Genomic DNA, 14,747 nt, shown 5'->3' on the forward strand with positions numbered 1-14,747 from the left:
CGCAAAACGCGAAAGGGTATGTCATGTCGGACAACATCAAAGACCGCGTGATCGCCATCCTGGCAGAGCAGGCCATGTTGGAACCCGGCGATATCTCACTGGATCAATCGCTGGAAGACCTTGGCATTGACAGTCTGGGGCTTGTCGAAAGCATCTTTGCCATTGAAGAGGCGTTTGACGTCTCGGTCCCGTTCAACGCCAATGACCCGACCGAAGGGGATTTCGACATTTCCTCGGTCGACGCAATCATCCGTGCGGTGCAGGGTTTGGTTGCGACGCAGGCCGCGTGACCGTGACACGGCACATGCGCCGGGTTGTGATCACCGGGCAAGGCACGATCAACGCATTGGGACGCGATGTGCCTGAAACGCTTGAGGCGATGCGCGAGGGCCGCAGTGGCATCGGCGATCTGGAATTTCAGGATGTGGAACGCCTGTCGATCCGCATCGGTGCGCAGATCAAGGGCTATGAACCGGAGGCCAGCTTCAACCGCCAGCAAATCGCGCTTTATGACCGGTTCACGCAGTTCACCCTGCTGGCCGCGCGCGAGGCGATCGGGCAGGCGGGCCTTGGCTTTTCGGGCGAACTGGCAACCCGCTCCGGTGTGGTTCTGGGCACGTCCGGCGGCGGGATGAACACGCTGGATGAGAATTATCGCACCGTTTACGAGGATGGCAAGAACCGCGTTCATCCCTTCGTGGTGCCCAAGCTGATGAACAACGCCGCCGCCAGCCATGTGTCGATGGAATGGAACCTTAAGGGACCAAGTTTCACCGTGGCGACCGCCTGCGCCAGTTCCAACCACGCGATGGGGCAGGCGATGCAGATGATCCGGTCCGGTATGGCCGATGTGATGATCACCGGCGGGTCCGAGGCGATGCTGTGCTTTGGCGGCATCAAGGCATGGGAGGGTCTTCGGGTCATGTCGAAAGACGCCTGTCGCCCTTTTTCCGCCAACCGCAACGGTATGGTGCAGGGCGAAGGCGCGGCGGTGTTCGTGTTCGAGGACTATGAGCACGCCCGCGCCCGCGGGGCCGAGATTCTGGCCGAGGTGGTGGGCTTCTCGATGACTTCGGATGCCGCCGACATCGTGATGCCGTCCAAGCAGGGGGCGTCGCGGGCCATTGTCGGGGCGATGCGTGACGCGGGCCTGAACCCCGAAGATGTGGGCTATGTGAATGCGCACGGAACGGGCACGACGGCGAATGACAAGACGGAATGCGCGGCAGTGGCCGATGCGTTTGGGCATCATGCCGATGACCTGATGATCTCGTCCACCAAGTCGATGCACGGGCATCTGATCGGTGGCACCGGCGCGGTCGAGCTTCTGGCCTGCATCATGGCGCTGCGCGAGGGCGTGATCGCGCCCACCATCGGATACGAGGAACCGGACCCGGAATGCGCGCTGGACGTGGTGCCCAACGTGGCGCGCGACGTGCGGGTCAATGCGGTTCTGTCCAATGCATTTGCCTTCGGGGGGCTGAACGCCGTTCTGGCACTGCGCACAATCTGATCTTGAGACGGCAGCCCAATGACAAACGCCGCCCCATGAGGCGGCGTTTTTTGTGTTCATATGCTCGGCTTACTGCTGTGACGGAACCGGAACAATCAATTCGTTATAGGAATCTGTGAAGCCTTTCAAAGACATGGACAGGTTGACCTTTTGATCCGGCGCGGCGGCTGGCACAATTGTGACGGTGGCCGTTGCCCCGCGTTTGAACCCATCAACCTCGGCTTGGGTGAAACCGATATTCGCGACGCAACCGGGTTGCGCGCAGAACCGGAACGGATAGCGTTTGCCCTGCCCACCATCCACAGCAACGGTCAGCTGTTGGGTCAACAGGGTTTCAAGCGGCACAACCACTGTCGCCCCGGCAACAGCCTGACCGCCATCGGGCAACCGTCCAAGCGATATTTCGGCAACTGAATTGCCCTTGTCGTCTTTCAGAAGTTGATACATCTGGCAGGGGTCATCCCCCTGACCTTCGGGCAATGTGATACATTTGCGCTCCCAATCGCCTACAACCTTTTCGATATAGGTCTGGCCCGGTTGGCGTTCACCATCCACCGGTTCACCCAAATCGACATTGGGTTGATTGGCCGGCTGTTCCGCCTCGGTTGCGGGGGCCTCGGTGGGGGTCTCGGGTGTGTCCTGTGCAAATGCCGGGGTCGCCAGCGCCAAAAGAACTGCCAGCGGCAGCGTTTTCATCAGCTCAGCCTTCATGTCGGATCCTTACATATATTTCGGGTCTCATTGGGTGTGTGGATACCACGACCCAAAACGGGTGTCAGGTGCAAAACCTTAAAAGGTTGAGCCGGAGTCACCGTCGGCTCTGATTTTGGGCAAAGGACCGCCGAAAGGGGACCGGGATATCAACGGTCGCCGGGTGGCGAATTTCCCCGGATTTTGAGCTTGATAATGACCGAAAAAAGAAAAGGATCCGACAGGCGGATCCTTTTCAATTGTTCTCTCCCTGCCGGACTGACCGGCTTATGAGGCAGACGCTATGTCACTTGGTCGCAGGGGTCAAGGATTTTTGCGACGGGTTTTTCAAGCAAAATGTCGGTTTTTGACGACATGTGGAAACTCGACCATTGACGCCTAATTAATTCACCTTGTTAAGAAAAACGCCTCGCCCGAAGGCGAGGCCAGTCTGACAGGGAGGATGTCAACCCCGACAATCGACAATTGTCGGGGTGAATCCACTATGGTGCAAATCGGTTAATTTTGTATTGTTTGGACAAGTGATTTTTGGCCCTTGGGAGGCGAGTAGATGGATGGTGCGATTTTCGTTGGTGGCGGGGGTGAAGACTATGCCACCAAGCAGGGGCTTTTGCTTAGATATGCCAATCGGCATGGTTTGATCGCCGGGGCGACTGGCACCGGGAAAACCGTGACGTTGCAGATTCTTGCGGAAAGTTTCGCAGCCCAGGGCGTGCCGGTGTTTCTGTCTGATGTGAAAGGTGACTTGTCTGGGCTGGCCAAGGCCGGGTCAGCGGGCTTTAAGCTGCACGAGGCCTTCACCAGTCGCGCCCAGAAGATCGGCTTTGATGATTACGCTTATGAAGCCTTCCCCGTGACGTTCTGGGACCTGTATGGCGAACAGGGCCACCCGATCCGCACCACCGTGACCGAGATGGGGCCGCTGCTGCTGTCCCGCCTGTTGGAGCTTACGGATGCGCAGGAAGGGGTGCTGAACATTGCCTTCCGCGTGTCCGACGAACAGGGCTTGCCGCTTTTGGACCTGAAAGATCTGCAAGCCCTGTTGGTTTGGGTGGGCGAGAACGCGAAAGAGCTGTCTCTGCGCTATGGCAATGTCTCGACCAGTTCCGTCGGGGCGATCCAGCGCGCGTTGCTGGTTCTGGAAAACCAGGGTGGATACAAGCTGTTTGGAGAGCCAGCCCTCGATCTGGCCGATATCATTCGCACCGATCTAGACGGGCGCGGCCGCATCTCGATCCTGGCAGCCGACAAACTGATGGGTGCGCCGCGCCTCTATGCGACGTTCCTTCTGTGGCTGATGTCCGAATTGTTCGAAGAATTGCCCGAAGTGGGCGATCGGGACAAACCCAAGATGGTGTTCTTCTTCGACGAGGCGCATTTGCTGTTTGACGACGCGCCCAAGGCATTGGTGGACAAGGTCGAACAGGTGGCGCGGCTGATCCGCTCCAAGGGCGTGGGGGTCTATTTCATCACGCAGAACCCCGCCGACGTGCCAGAGGACATCCTGGGCCAGTTGGGCAACCGTATTCAACACGCCTTGCGCGCGTTCACAGGCCGCGACCGCAAGGAGCTGAAACAAGCCGCCGAAACCTATCGCGACAATCCCCGGTTTTCGACCGAGGATGCGATCCGCGAGGTGGGCGTCGGCGAGGCTGTCACCTCGTTTCTGGAAGCCAAAGGCGCGCCAAGCGTGGTTGAACGCACATTGATCCGTCCACCCAGTTCGCAGCTTGGCCCGATTGAACCGGGCGAGCGAAAGATGCTGATCGACGCGTCCCCGATTGCCGGGAAATACGAGACCCTGAAAGATCGCGACAGCGCCTATGAAATGCTGACCAAACGGGCTGCTGACGCTGCGAAAGAAGCAGAAGAGGCAGAGCGTCGCGCCGCCGAAGCGGAAGAAACCTTGACCTTGCGTGAGTTCAAAGCCGGGCGGCGATACACCGGCACCGAAGATAACAAACCAGTTTCACGCCGGCGGTCGCAAAAATCCGACGAAGGGTTCAGCGAAGCGGTCCTGAACGTGGTGGTCAAAGAACTGAAGGGCACGACAGGCAAACGCATCGTGCGCGGCATCTTCGGGTCATTGTTCAAGGGGCGCTAGGTGCGCCGCCAGAATCTATTGTAGCGTGTAAGTCCGAACCGTGCCATCTTCGCTGGTCAGGGTCGCTTGGTCGCCGTCGATCTGGACATCCAGACAGCCGGTTGAGCGCATGGGTTCGGGCGTTGGCTCCGTCAGGGTGCGACAGTATTGACCGTTCTCGACCGTCCACGTGCCGCCGAATTGCATTGTATCGCTGCCGCCACTGATGGTGCCATCCTCTTCCAGTTTGATGGCCAGCCCGGTCTTGCCGACAAAGGACTTTCCGGCCAGTGCCGGATACAGCGGGTCTTGTGTGTCACTGTCGGCCATCGCGACGGGCGCGGTGGCGATCAACGCGCAGATTGCGGTCGTCAGGGCGAGGGGTGAATGGGCGCGCTTGGTCATGGACTGCTCCGATATCAGTTGGTGTTATCCCAGCTAACCGTCATCTGACGGTCGACTGCAAGTCTAAACCCCGCGATACAGCCACGCATCACGCGGAGACTATAGCGGGCGTATCTTCAGCATCGCCACCCGATTGCCATCGCGCTTCACAACTTCGAACCGGAAGCCGTGGAAGGAAAAGACCTGGCCTTCATTGGGGATCATCTGGGCCTCGTGGATCACCAGCCCGGCGATGGTGTTGGCTTCGTCATCCGGCAGGTTCCAGTCATTTGCCCGGTTGATGTCCCGGATCGTCACGGCCCCGTCGACAAGATAGTTGCCGTCCGCGTTGCGTTTGATTTCAGGCTCGGTTTGAACGTCGAACTCATCGGTGATTTCGCCCACGATCTCTTCCAGAATGTCCTCAAGCGTGATCAGGCCTTCCAGCGATCCGTATTCATCCACGACCAGCGCAAAGTGGGTGTGACGGCGCAGGAACTGACGCATCTGGTCGTCCAGCGTCGTGGTTTCGGGGATGAAATAGGGTTTCATCGCCACTTGTAGAACGTCAAATTCCTCGATCGGTTTACCTTCGGCCTGCGCCATATACATCGCGCGGCTCAGGTCTTTCGCGTGAATCACGCCAATAATGTTCTCTGGTTCGTCGCGATAAACGGGCAGGCGGGTATGCCGCGAGGCAAGGATTTGTTCCAGCACTTCGATTGCAGGGGCCGAGGCGTCGATCATCTCGATCTGGCTTCTGTGCAGCATGATTTCTTCGACGGCGCGATCACCCAGATCCAGCGCACCCAGCAACCGGTCACGGTCTTCTTTTTCGACGGCCCCTTCGGAATGGCCCAGCGCGATGGCGCCCATGATCTCTTCCCGCACCGCCAGAATGTGGCTGTCGGGGTCGGTTTTTACGCCAAACAGGCTTAGCAATCCGCGGGTGATGACACGCACTGCCGAAACAATGGGCGAAAACAACGAGATAACCACCGAGATTGGGCCGGAGGCTTTCGCCGCGGCCTCCTCGGGCATCGTGATGGCATAGGTTTTCGGCAGCACTTCAGCGAAGATCAAGACCAGCAGGGTCATGACCAGGGTCGCAAGTGCGACGCCGCTGTCGCCGAACAGCCGGGTAAACAGCGCGGTCGCAAGCGAGGCGGCCAGAATGTTCACAAGGTTGTTGCCCAACAGGACCGACCCGATCAGGCGTTCGTTATCCTCGGTGATCGTCAACGCGCGTTGGGATCCCCGGTCGCCCCGGTCTGCGCGTGACCTGAGCTTTCCGCGCGATGCTGCCGTCAGCGCCGTTTCCGACCCTGAAAAGAATGCCGAAAGCACCAGAAGCGCCGCGATTGCCCCGCTGCTGATCCAAAAGCCAGTGTCCATGATGATCCCGTTTGCCTTTCGTTTTTCTGTTACTGCGTTTTGCGCAAAACGTAATAGTCTTATGTAGGTCAACGCGTATGCTTTCAAGGGATGGGCAGGAAAGGGGTGCAGATGGGCATGGTCATGAACGAACTCACGCGCTTCGGTGTCGGGCCGGTCAAGGGCGATGCCGGTCATCAAGCGCGTGAGGTGATGGCCCTGTCGCTTCTGGATTGGGCCACTGTCACCATTGCCGGCGTTGGTGAACCCGTCGCGCGGATCATGCGCGAAATGGCTGTGGACGACGGCGGCGGCGCCCAGGCCAGTGTGGCCGGGTTATCCCGAAAGTTTCCGGTGCGGGCGGCGGCGATGGTCAATGGCACCACGTCCCATGCGCTGGATTACGATGACACACATTTCGCGCATATCGGCCATCCATCCGTTGCGGTGGTGCCTGCGGCGCTGGCGATTGCAGACTGGATTGAGGCGCCTGGGTCCGACCTGCTGGATGCAGCACTGGTCGGTGTTGAAGGTTCGATCCGCATCGGGCGTTGGTTGGGGCGCAGTCATTATCAAACGGGCTTTCATCAGACCGCCACCGCAGGCGCGTTTGGCGCGACATTGGCCGCGGGGCGGTTGCTGGCCCTGAGCGCACACCAGATGACGCAGGCGCTGGGTCTGTGTGCCACCCGTGCGGCAGGATTGAAGAGTCAGTTCGGAACGATGGGCAAGCCTTATCACGCCGGTCTTGCCGCCCAGACAGGGGTCGAGGTGGCACGGGCGGCGAAGGCGGGCTTTATCTCGACGCCAGATGGGATCGACGGGCCTCAGGGTTTTGGCCCCACACACGCGGCGCAAGCGGATAACACGGTCTTTGAGCGGCCAGGCCAGCATTGGGACATTCTGTCGATCAGTCACAAGTTTCACGCCTGCTGCCACGGCACCCATGCCATGCTTGAGGCGTTGGCCCAGATCGAGTGCGCTGCGCCCGACATCGCCGAAATGCAGCTTTGGACGCATCCCCGATGGATGAGCGTGTGCAACATTCCTCACCCCAAGACCGGGATGGAGGTCAAATTCTCTTTTGCCCATTGCGCCGCGATGGCGCTGTCAGGGGTCGATACATCGGTCTTGGACAGCTTTTCGGACGAAATCGCGCGCGATTCGTTCTTGTCCGCTCTGGCATCGCGGGTTCATGTGGTGGCGGATGACAACATCGCGGAAACCGCGGCACGGGTTGAAGTGACCCTGCGGTCCGGCGCGGCGTTCACGGCCGAGCATAATCTGAACCAGACCATGACGATTGAGACCCGGCGCGAAAAGCTGGAGGCAAAAAGCAGGGCGCTGTTGGGGCCACGGGCCGAGCCTTTGATCGACGCGGTGGGATCGCTTCCCGACGTGCCAACGCTGTGTGGACTGCTGAGGTCGGCTTGACCGGGACCGGCGGCGGACCTTGCAGCCCGCCTGTCTTAATTCAGCGTCTGAGCCGCGTTACGACATGATGTCATAGGCACGTTCCCCGTGGGCTGACAGATCAAGCCCGTTTGTCTCGATCTCAGGATCCACGCGCAAGGGCAGGAACAGCCCAACCAATTTCACCAGAACCACGGTCATGATGGCAGTGAACGCACCGACGATTGCCAGCGCACCCAGTTGCGCGATCCAGCTGCCCTGACCGAAAACCGCGATCATGATCGTGCCAAAAATTCCGCCCACGCCATGCACAGCGAACACATCCAGCGTGTCGTCGATTTGCAGTTTGTTGCGAATGAAATTTACGGCTTCCTGACACAGAACGCCGGCAACACCACCGATGATGAGCGCCGCGATGGGCCCGACGAAGCCGGATGCGGGCGTGATCGAGGCCAGACCGGCAATGGTGCCGGTCACGATACCCACTAGACTGGCCTTGCCGTATTTGATCCGCTCCCACACCGCCCAGGATAGCGAGGCGGTCGCGGCCGAGATATGGGTGACGGTGATCGCCATGGCTGCACCACCATCTGCGGCCAGTCGCGAACCGCCGTTGAAGCCGAACCAGCCGACCCACAGCATGCCCGCCCCCATGAATACCATCCAAGGGGCATGGGGTGGGGTGGTGCGGTGTCTGCGCGGTCCCAACATAACGGCAACGATCAGCGCGGCAATGGCGGCGGTTTCATGCACGACGATGCCACCCGCGAAATCGCGCGCGCCAATCTTGCCAAAGATGCCACCATCGGACAGCGCGCCACCACCCCAGATCCAATGCACGACCGGCGCATAGCAAACGAGCATCCACAGACCGGAGAAGGCCATGACGAACCCAAACCCGATCCTCTCGACATAAGCACCGACGATCAGCGCCGGGGTGATGATCGCAAAGGTCATCTGGAAGGCGAAGAACAGAACCTCGGGCAAGGTGCCCGACAGGCTGTCAGCCGTGACACCTGACAGGAAAGCCTTGTCCAGACTGCCAAACCATCCATGTGTCGCGTCACCAAACGCGATGGTATAGCCGAAAGCCAGCCACAGCACGCTCATCAAACAGGCAATGGCATAGACATGCATGAAGACGCTGAGCACGTTGCGCGCACGCACAAGCCCACCATAGAAAAGCGCCAGCCCCGGCAGCGACATGAACAGCACCAGTGCCGTCGCCACGATGATCCAAGCGGTATCTGCCCCGTTCATAATCCCCTCCTTGAGTGAGTCTGTGGTGCCGCGTTTTGTGGCGCAGCACGGACGAAGACGGGATAGTGTTCGGCAGATTTGCTGAGAGAAGGCGCGCAAAAATATAACTCGCCTAATTATAAGGCGCAGTTTCTTCAGGTTTGGGTGTTATCTGGGCACCGTGCAAACCTGTGTTCAACCATCGCCCAATGCCAAGGCAGCTTGCGTCAAAAGCATCAGTGCGTGTTTCGCGGCATCGGCACGCACATTGGCGCGGCCCGCAGCGCCGAATTCAACCGTCTCGGTCTTGCATGTGCTCGGTGTGGCGATCCCGAAGCAAACGCGTCCCTCGGGCTTGTGCTCGGATCCGCCGGGGCCGGCGATACCGGTGATTGACACCGCCAAGTCCGCCTGCGATCGGTCCCGCGCGCCTTGTGCCATCTCATGCGCGACCTGTTCCGACACCGCGCCATATGCCTCAAGCGTGGATTGATTGACCCCAAGCATCTCGTGTTTGGCGGCGTTGGAATAGGTGATGAAACCACGGTCGAACACATCAGAACTGCCGGCCACTTCGGTCAGCCACGCACCAACCATGCCGCCGGTGCAGCTTTCTGCTGTGGCGATGATCAAGCCCTTGGTGCGGCACAGGTCAAGAAGGTCAGAGGCGGAGACTTGTTGGGACATGGGTCATATCATAACCGCATGGGCGGCATATGCGGCAAGGATCACGGTGACGGCGGCCGCGACGCCAGCATAGACATCATCCATCATCACCCCGGCCGCGTCGCCGCGCCGGTCGGCAGTGCCGATGGGACCGAATTTGGTGATGTCAAAGAAGCGGAAGGCCAGAAAGCCGACGATCCAGCCGGGATAAAGCGCAAGGATATCCGCGCCCATCATCTTGGCCCCGAAGGACACTGGAAACAGGGTGATCCACATGCCTACCACTTCGTCGATCACCACCTCGCCGGGATCGTGGTTGTCTGACCCCGCAGTGTAGGCCTCGGTTGCCTTGAGACCAATGTAATAAGCAATGATGGTGGCCCCGGTCAGCAGGACGGGGCCTCCGACAAGATGCAACAGCCACGCAGCGGGCAGCGCAGCCAGCGTGCCCCACGTGCCGGGGGCGGGCTTCATCAGCCCGGAATAGAAGAACGTCGCGATCAGTTTGGCGGTTGGTTTCTGCATCCGATCAAACCTTGACCAAGGTGGCCGAAGCCAGCGATGCGATACCTTCAGATCGGCCGGTGAACCCCAGACGTTCCGAGGTGGTGGCTTTCACCGACACCCGGTCAACGTCCAGACCCATGATTTCCGCCAACGCCGCGCGCATGGCGCTTGCATGTGGGCCGATCTTTGGTTGTTCGCAAATCAGGGTCACATCGGCGTTCGACAGGCGATAGCCGCGCGACTTGGCCAGATCAACCGCGTGGCGCAGGAAGATATGGCTTTTCGCCCCTTTCCACTGGGGATCAGACGGCGGAAAATGCTGGCCGATGTCGCCCTCGGCCAACGCCCCGTAGATGGCATCGGTCAGCGCGTGCATCCCCACATCCGCATCCGAGTGCCCTTTGAGTTTGCGGCCGTGCGGAATGCGCACACCGCAAAGGATGACGTGATCGCCATCTTCGAACGCGTGCACGTCGAACCCGTTGCCAATGCGGATGTCCATTTCCTGCTCCTTTGCCGTATCGCGGATCAGCCGTTCGGCGCGGGCAAAGTCGCCCGGCATGGTGATCTTCAGGTTATTTTCATCGCCCATCGTGATGGCAACGTCCAGCCCGGCGCGGCGCGCCACGTCGACATCATCCGCTGCCCCGCCCGGATGGGCGCGGTGGGCGGCGAGGATCGGGCCAAAGTGGAACCCTTGTGGGGTCTGGGCGCGAAAAAGTCCGTCGCGCGACCGGGTGCCTGTGACCACGCCGCCGGTGCCATGCCACAGCGCGTCGGTGACAGACAGGGCCGGGGCAGCGCCGGGGGCGCTTGAAAGTGCGCCGATCACGCCGTCGATCACATCGGCGCTGACCAGCGGGCGGGCCACGTCATGGATCAGCACCAGATCGGGCGCATGGTCGACCAGAGCTTCAAGCCCCGCGCGCACGCTCGCGTCACGGGTGGAGCCGCCATGCACAAGCTGGACCCCGTCAATGTCGCGGGCCAGCGCATCATCATCAGGATGAATGACAAGCACGTAGCGTGTGATGCGGGGATGCGCTTGAAAGGCGGCCACGCTGCGCTGTGCCACCGTCGCGCCAGCGATCCGGCGCCACTGCTTGGGCAGGCAAGTGCCTGCGCGGGTGCCGCGTCCGGCGGCAACGATGATGGCTGCGATTTCCATGGCTCTTGTTTAGGCTGTGCCGAAATGAAGGACAATGGGGCCATTTGGGTCAAGAAAGTTGCACAAAAAATAGGCAAACTAAGAATCTAATCCTCGCGCGCGGCGTCAGAAGTTGCTATTTCGCAAGGCGTCTTACAGCTTCAAGCATGTTGCACAAGGATTAGGCATGTCAGTCCGCGTCAAGGATCTCACCCTCGACCCTCCGGTTTTGCTGGCCCCCATGGCCGGCATCACGGATCTGCCGTTTCGCAACCTTGTCGCCAGCTTCGGCGCGGGGCTTGTGGTGTCGGAAATGGTCGCTAGTCAGGAAATGGTGCAGGCCAAGCCGGGGGTGCGCGAACGGGCCGAGCTGGGGTTTGGATACGCCGATACAGCGGTGCAGTTGGCCGCGCGGGATGTTTATTGGGCCGGTGAGGCTGCGCGTATGGTCGAACAGAATGGCGCAAAGATCATCGACATAAACATGGGATGCCCCGCCCGCAAAGTGGTCGGTGGCATGTCCGGTTCGGCCCTGATGCGCGATCTGGATCATGCGTTGCAGTTGATCAAGGCGATCGTGGACGCGGTTTCGGTGCCCGTCACGCTGAAGACCCGCCTTGGTTGGGATGATGACAGCCTCAATGCCGCGACGTTGGCGCAGATGGCCGAGTCGGCGGGCATTCAAATGATCACGATCCATGGTCGCACCCGTTGCCAGTTCTACAAGGGCTGCGCCAATTGGGCCGCGATCCGCCCCGTGAAAGAGGCCGTGTCGATCCCGGTGATTGCCAATGGCGACATCGTGGACACGGCGACCGCGCGGCAGGCTTTGGCGGCAAGCGGTGCCGATGGTGTGATGGTCGGTCGGGGTAGCGGCGGGCAACCATGGCTTTTGGCACAGGTGGCGCATGACATCTGGGGCACAGCCGCCCCGACGATCCCGCAGGGCATGGCTTTGGCGAATATGGTGACGGAGCATTACCGGGCCAGTCTTGATTTCTACGGTGCTGATCTGGGCGCACGGGTCATTCGAAAGCATTTGGGCTGGTATATGGATATGGTCGAAACTGATGCCGGGTTGCGCCGTCGCATCCTGTCAAACCGCGACACCGCTGATGTGTTGTCCATGCTGCCTGACGCCATGCTAACCGAACGGCGCGCGGCATGAGTGGGGACGGTCATCTCTGGTCGGCATTGCCGGTGCCCGCGATCGAACTTGGTGAAGACGGACGCGTTCAACGGTTGAACGGCACAGGCGAGATGTTTCTGAACATCTCGGAACGCAGCCTGATCGGTGCTCGGTTGGGTGTAAAAATTGAACTATCCGTCGATATTGACGACGCCCTTGCGCGGGTACGAAGCACCGGCGGCCCGCTTTATGTGGACAGCGCCAAGCTGACCCTGCCGGGCGGCGATCTGCGCGAAATCAATGTTCAGTTTTCGCCGCTGACCACGCCGGGGGGCGATAAGAACCACGTCCTGATCCTGCTTCAGCCGCGCAATGGGGCCGAGCATCTGGGCTGGGTGCAAGGCTCGCAGGTGGCGGCGCGGCAAGCCATCGGCATGGCCGAAATGCTGGCCCATGAAATCAAGAACCCGCTGGCCGGGATCACCGGGGCCGCGCAGCTTTTGTCGATGTCACTGTCCTCGGAAGATCGGGAACTGACCGACCTGATCGTCGCAGAAAGCCGCCGTGTTGTGGCGCTGTTGGATCAGGTGGAGCAGTTTGGCGATCTGCGCCCACCCGCCTGCGCTCCAGTGAATATTCACGATATTCTGGATCGTGCGCGGGCAACGGCGCAGATCGGATTTGCACCCGGCATGGTAATCTCCGAGGCTTATGATCCATCTTTGCCGGATGTCTGGGTTGATGGCGATCAGATACAACAGGTCTTTCTGAATTTGCTGAAGAACGCCGCACAAGCCTGCAAAGGCGAAGGGAAAATAGAAATACACACCTATTACGAGGCGGGGCTGCGTCTGCACTTGCCTGAAGGTGGCCAAGCGAGTTTGCCCTTGCAGGTCGAGGTGATCGACAACGGTCCGGGCCTGCCCGCCGACATCGCCGATCATGTATTTGACCCGTTTGTTTCGGGACACGAAAACGGAACCGGGCTGGGTCTGGCGCTGGTGTCCAAGATCCTGACGGATCACGGCGCGCTGATCTCGGTCGACAGCCGTCCCGGACGCACCGCATTTCGCATATCCCTGCCGGTCGCCCCGGCCCCCAATCGGAAAGGAGGCTGACCATGGACGGAACCGTTCTTGTCGCCGATGACGATCGTACGATCCGCACCGTTTTGACGCAGGCGCTGACCCGCGCGGGGTGCCGGGTGCACGCCACCGGGTCGATGGCAACGCTGATGCGCTGGGTCGAAGACGGGCGCGGGGATGCCGTAATCTCGGACGTTGTCATGCCGGATGGAAACGGGTTGGAGGCGCTGCCGCGGATCGCGAAATTGCGGCCCAACCTGCCGGTGATCGTCATTTCAGCCCAAAACACCATCATGACCGCTATTCAGGCCGCCGAGGCGGAGGCGTTCGACTATCTGCCGAAACCGTTTGATCTGCCGGACCTGATGAAGCGCACGGCGCAGGCGTTGGAACGCAAGCGAGTGCGAACGCCCAGTGATGCCGAAGCGGCCCCGCACGCCAACACCGCGACGGATTTGCCATTGGTTGGGCGCACCCCTGCAATGCAAGAGCTGTATCGCCTTGTTGCGCGGGTTCTGAATGTTGACCTGCCGGTGCTGATCACCGGCGAAAGCGGCACGGGAAAGTCGCTGATCGCACAGGCCCTGCATGACTTCTCCGAGCGGCGCGAAGGGCCTTTCATCATCGCGACGCCAGATGATCTTGCCCCGTCGGACGGGGTCAGCGATGTGGTCCGGCGCGCGCGTGGGGGCACCATTTTATTTGATGGCGTCGGCGATCTGGATGCGGATGCGCAAGCGCGCCTGTCGCGTCTGCTGGACGGTATGGGGCCGAACGGTCCGCGTGTTCTGGCGATATCGCAAGGGGATCTGGCAAAGGCGGCGGCGCAGGGCGCTTTTCGCGAAGATCTGTATTACCGCCTGGCCGGTGTCGTGATCCCGGTGCCCAGCCTGCGCGAACGGCTTGAGGATATCCCCGCCCTGTCCGAACATTTCCTGGCCCGTGCCGCGCGCGATGGTCTGCCCGAACGGCGGTTTTCCTCTGACGCAGCGCAGACCCTTCGGGCGTTCCCGTGGCCGGGAAATGTGCGTGAACTGGAAAATCTGGTCAATCGGCTTGTCGTGACCAGCGCCGAGGAAGAAATCACCAAGGCGGAAGTTGAACTGGCTTTGGGCAGAGCGGCCTCTGCATCGTTCGTGACAGCGGATATCAGCGATGAACGTCTGTCAGATTCGGTCGCCCGGCATTTGCAACGTTATTTCGATTTGCACGGCGGAACACTGCCGCCAACCGGGCTTTATCAGCGGATTTTGCGCGAAGTGGAGCTTCCGTTGATCGAAATCGCACTGGACGCGACCGGCGGCAACCAAGCTAAATGTGCCGATTTGCTGGGAATCAACCGCAATACCTTGCGTAAAAAGATCACCGAGCTCGAAATCGAGGTGACACGCCGCCGTAAGTTGATGTAAAAGGGCAACAGAGCGTGGCAATTGGGCAAAGACCCGGGCCACTCAGGCGGTCGCTGCGGAAACGCGGCCATGACGAGTAGGGGCGAG

The 14,747-nt window shown here is 60.3% G+C and carries 14 protein-coding genes; 7 read left to right on the forward strand and 7 right to left on the reverse strand.

Features of this window, described 5'->3' with window-relative positions; all coding sequences use genetic code 11:
- Window positions 1–23: 23 nt before the first annotated feature.
- Together AC13C8_RS07755 and AC13C8_RS07760 are read left to right on the forward strand one after the other, a co-directional pair.
- On the forward strand, window positions 24–290 hold the full coding sequence (locus AC13C8_RS07755) for an acyl carrier protein (protein WP_091430205.1): 267 nt from the start codon (window positions 24–26) through the stop codon (window positions 288–290).
- A gap of 14 nt (window positions 291–304) precedes the next feature.
- Window positions 305–1,513, forward strand: a complete 1,209-nt coding sequence (locus AC13C8_RS07760; protein ID WP_482846969.1) for a beta-ketoacyl-[acyl-carrier-protein] synthase family protein — start codon at window positions 305–307, stop codon at window positions 1,511–1,513.
- A 69-nt stretch (window positions 1,514–1,582) separates the two neighbouring features.
- Here the strand turns inward: AC13C8_RS07760 and AC13C8_RS07765 are convergent, their stop codons facing one another.
- Window positions 1,583–2,224, reverse strand: coding sequence for an invasion associated locus B family protein (locus AC13C8_RS07765; protein ID WP_482846951.1), 642 nt, complete (start codon window positions 2,222–2,224; stop codon window positions 1,583–1,585).
- A 550-nt stretch (window positions 2,225–2,774) separates the two neighbouring features.
- Between AC13C8_RS07765 and AC13C8_RS07770 the strand changes: the two genes are divergently transcribed.
- Window positions 2,775–4,328 (forward strand): helicase HerA-like domain-containing protein, encoded by a 1,554-nt coding sequence (locus AC13C8_RS07770; protein WP_482846952.1) that lies wholly within the window; start codon window positions 2,775–2,777, stop codon window positions 4,326–4,328.
- 15 nt (window positions 4,329–4,343) lie between these two features.
- Here AC13C8_RS07770 and AC13C8_RS07775 read toward each other — a convergent pair whose 3' ends face one another.
- Window positions 4,344–4,712 carry a hypothetical protein gene (locus AC13C8_RS07775; RefSeq protein ID WP_482846953.1) on the reverse strand — a complete coding sequence of 123 codons (369 nt, stop codon included), beginning with the start codon at window positions 4,710–4,712 and terminating at the stop codon, window positions 4,344–4,346.
- A 99-nt stretch (window positions 4,713–4,811) separates the two neighbouring features.
- Complete coding sequence (locus AC13C8_RS07780) at window positions 4,812–6,086, reverse strand: HlyC/CorC family transporter (protein ID WP_091432281.1); 1,275 nt, start codon at window positions 6,084–6,086, stop codon at window positions 4,812–4,814.
- Between the two features lie 123 nt (window positions 6,087–6,209).
- Between AC13C8_RS07780 and AC13C8_RS07785 the strand changes: the two genes are divergently transcribed.
- Complete coding sequence (locus AC13C8_RS07785; protein WP_482846954.1) at window positions 6,210–7,499, forward strand: MmgE/PrpD family protein; 1,290 nt, start codon at window positions 6,210–6,212, stop codon at window positions 7,497–7,499.
- A gap of 57 nt (window positions 7,500–7,556) precedes the next feature.
- On the opposite strand, the gene AC13C8_RS07790 is transcribed toward AC13C8_RS07785, so the two are convergent.
- The 4 genes from AC13C8_RS07790 to AC13C8_RS07805 form a co-directional block, all read right to left on the reverse strand.
- Window positions 7,557–8,738 carry an ammonium transporter gene (locus tag AC13C8_RS07790; RefSeq protein ID WP_482846955.1) on the reverse strand — a complete coding sequence of 394 codons (1,182 nt, stop codon included), beginning with the start codon at window positions 8,736–8,738 and terminating at the stop codon, window positions 7,557–7,559.
- Between the two features lie 174 nt (window positions 8,739–8,912).
- The gene (locus AC13C8_RS07795) at window positions 8,913–9,404 is read right to left on the reverse strand and encodes a CinA family protein (protein WP_091430191.1); all 492 of its coding nucleotides are present in this window, start codon (window positions 9,402–9,404) and stop codon (window positions 8,913–8,915) included.
- Window positions 9,405–9,407: 3 nt separating this feature from the next.
- Window positions 9,408–9,908: a phosphatidylglycerophosphatase A family protein gene (locus AC13C8_RS07800; RefSeq protein ID WP_091430190.1), complete on the reverse strand. Its 501-nt coding sequence runs from the start codon at window positions 9,906–9,908 to the stop codon at window positions 9,408–9,410.
- A gap of 4 nt (window positions 9,909–9,912) precedes the next feature.
- Complete coding sequence (locus AC13C8_RS07805; RefSeq protein ID WP_482846956.1) at window positions 9,913–11,058, reverse strand: bifunctional 2-C-methyl-D-erythritol 4-phosphate cytidylyltransferase/2-C-methyl-D-erythritol 2,4-cyclodiphosphate synthase; 1,146 nt, start codon at window positions 11,056–11,058, stop codon at window positions 9,913–9,915.
- Between the two features lie 166 nt (window positions 11,059–11,224).
- Here AC13C8_RS07805 and dusB point away from each other — a divergent pair, with 166 nt between their 5' ends.
- Genes dusB through AC13C8_RS07820 form a run of 3 tightly spaced genes read left to right on the forward strand, consistent with a single transcriptional unit; the run spans window position 11,225 to window position 14,660 of the window.
- The gene (gene dusB, locus AC13C8_RS07810) at window positions 11,225–12,205 is read left to right on the forward strand and encodes a tRNA dihydrouridine synthase DusB (protein ID WP_482846957.1); all 981 of its coding nucleotides are present in this window, start codon (window positions 11,225–11,227) and stop codon (window positions 12,203–12,205) included.
- Window positions 12,202–13,284, forward strand: a complete 1,083-nt coding sequence (locus tag AC13C8_RS07815) for a two-component system sensor histidine kinase NtrB (RefSeq protein ID WP_091430185.1) — start codon at window positions 12,202–12,204, stop codon at window positions 13,282–13,284. Before dusB ends, AC13C8_RS07815 begins: the two co-directional genes overlap by 4 nt.
- Window positions 13,285–13,286: 2 nt before the next feature.
- A complete protein-coding gene (locus AC13C8_RS07820; RefSeq protein ID WP_482846958.1) occupies window positions 13,287–14,660 on the forward strand; it encodes a response regulator in 1,374 nt (457 codons plus the stop codon).
- Window positions 14,661–14,747 lie beyond the last annotated feature (87 nt).

This window comes from Aliiroseovarius sp. B-4 (assembly GCF_056857795.1).

Bases quoted from the DNA above. Each gene is read 5' to 3' on its own strand.
- AC13C8_RS07775 (WP_482846953.1), bottom strand. From the start codon at position 4,712: ATGACCAAGCGCGCCCATTCACCCCTCGCCCTGACGACCGCAATCTGC.
- AC13C8_RS07815 (WP_091430185.1), top strand. From the start codon at position 12,202: ATGAGTGGGGACGGTCATCTCTGGTCGGCATTGCCGGTGCCCGCGATC.
- AC13C8_RS07795 (WP_091430191.1), bottom strand. From the start codon at position 9,404: ATGTCCCAACAAGTCTCCGCCTCTGACCTTCTTGACCTGTGCCGCACC.
- dusB (WP_482846957.1), top strand. From the start codon at position 11,225: ATGTCAGTCCGCGTCAAGGATCTCACCCTCGACCCTCCGGTTTTGCTG.
- AC13C8_RS07800 (WP_091430190.1), bottom strand. From the start codon at position 9,908: ATGCAGAAACCAACCGCCAAACTGATCGCGACGTTCTTCTATTCCGGG.
- AC13C8_RS07780 (WP_091432281.1), bottom strand. From the start codon at position 6,086: ATGGACACTGGCTTTTGGATCAGCAGCGGGGCAATCGCGGCGCTTCTG.
- AC13C8_RS07790 (WP_482846955.1), bottom strand. From the start codon at position 8,738: ATGAACGGGGCAGATACCGCTTGGATCATCGTGGCGACGGCACTGGTG.
- AC13C8_RS07760 (WP_482846969.1), top strand. From the start codon at position 305: ATGCGCCGGGTTGTGATCACCGGGCAAGGCACGATCAACGCATTGGGA.
- AC13C8_RS07770 (WP_482846952.1), top strand. From the start codon at position 2,775: ATGGATGGTGCGATTTTCGTTGGTGGCGGGGGTGAAGACTATGCCACC.
- AC13C8_RS07805 (WP_482846956.1), bottom strand. From the start codon at position 11,058: ATGGAAATCGCAGCCATCATCGTTGCCGCCGGACGCGGCACCCGCGCA.
- AC13C8_RS07765 (WP_482846951.1), bottom strand. From the start codon at position 2,224: ATGAAGGCTGAGCTGATGAAAACGCTGCCGCTGGCAGTTCTTTTGGCG.
- AC13C8_RS07755 (WP_091430205.1), top strand. From the start codon at position 24: ATGTCGGACAACATCAAAGACCGCGTGATCGCCATCCTGGCAGAGCAG.
- AC13C8_RS07820 (WP_482846958.1), top strand. From the start codon at position 13,287: ATGGACGGAACCGTTCTTGTCGCCGATGACGATCGTACGATCCGCACC.
- AC13C8_RS07785 (WP_482846954.1), top strand. From the start codon at position 6,210: ATGAACGAACTCACGCGCTTCGGTGTCGGGCCGGTCAAGGGCGATGCC.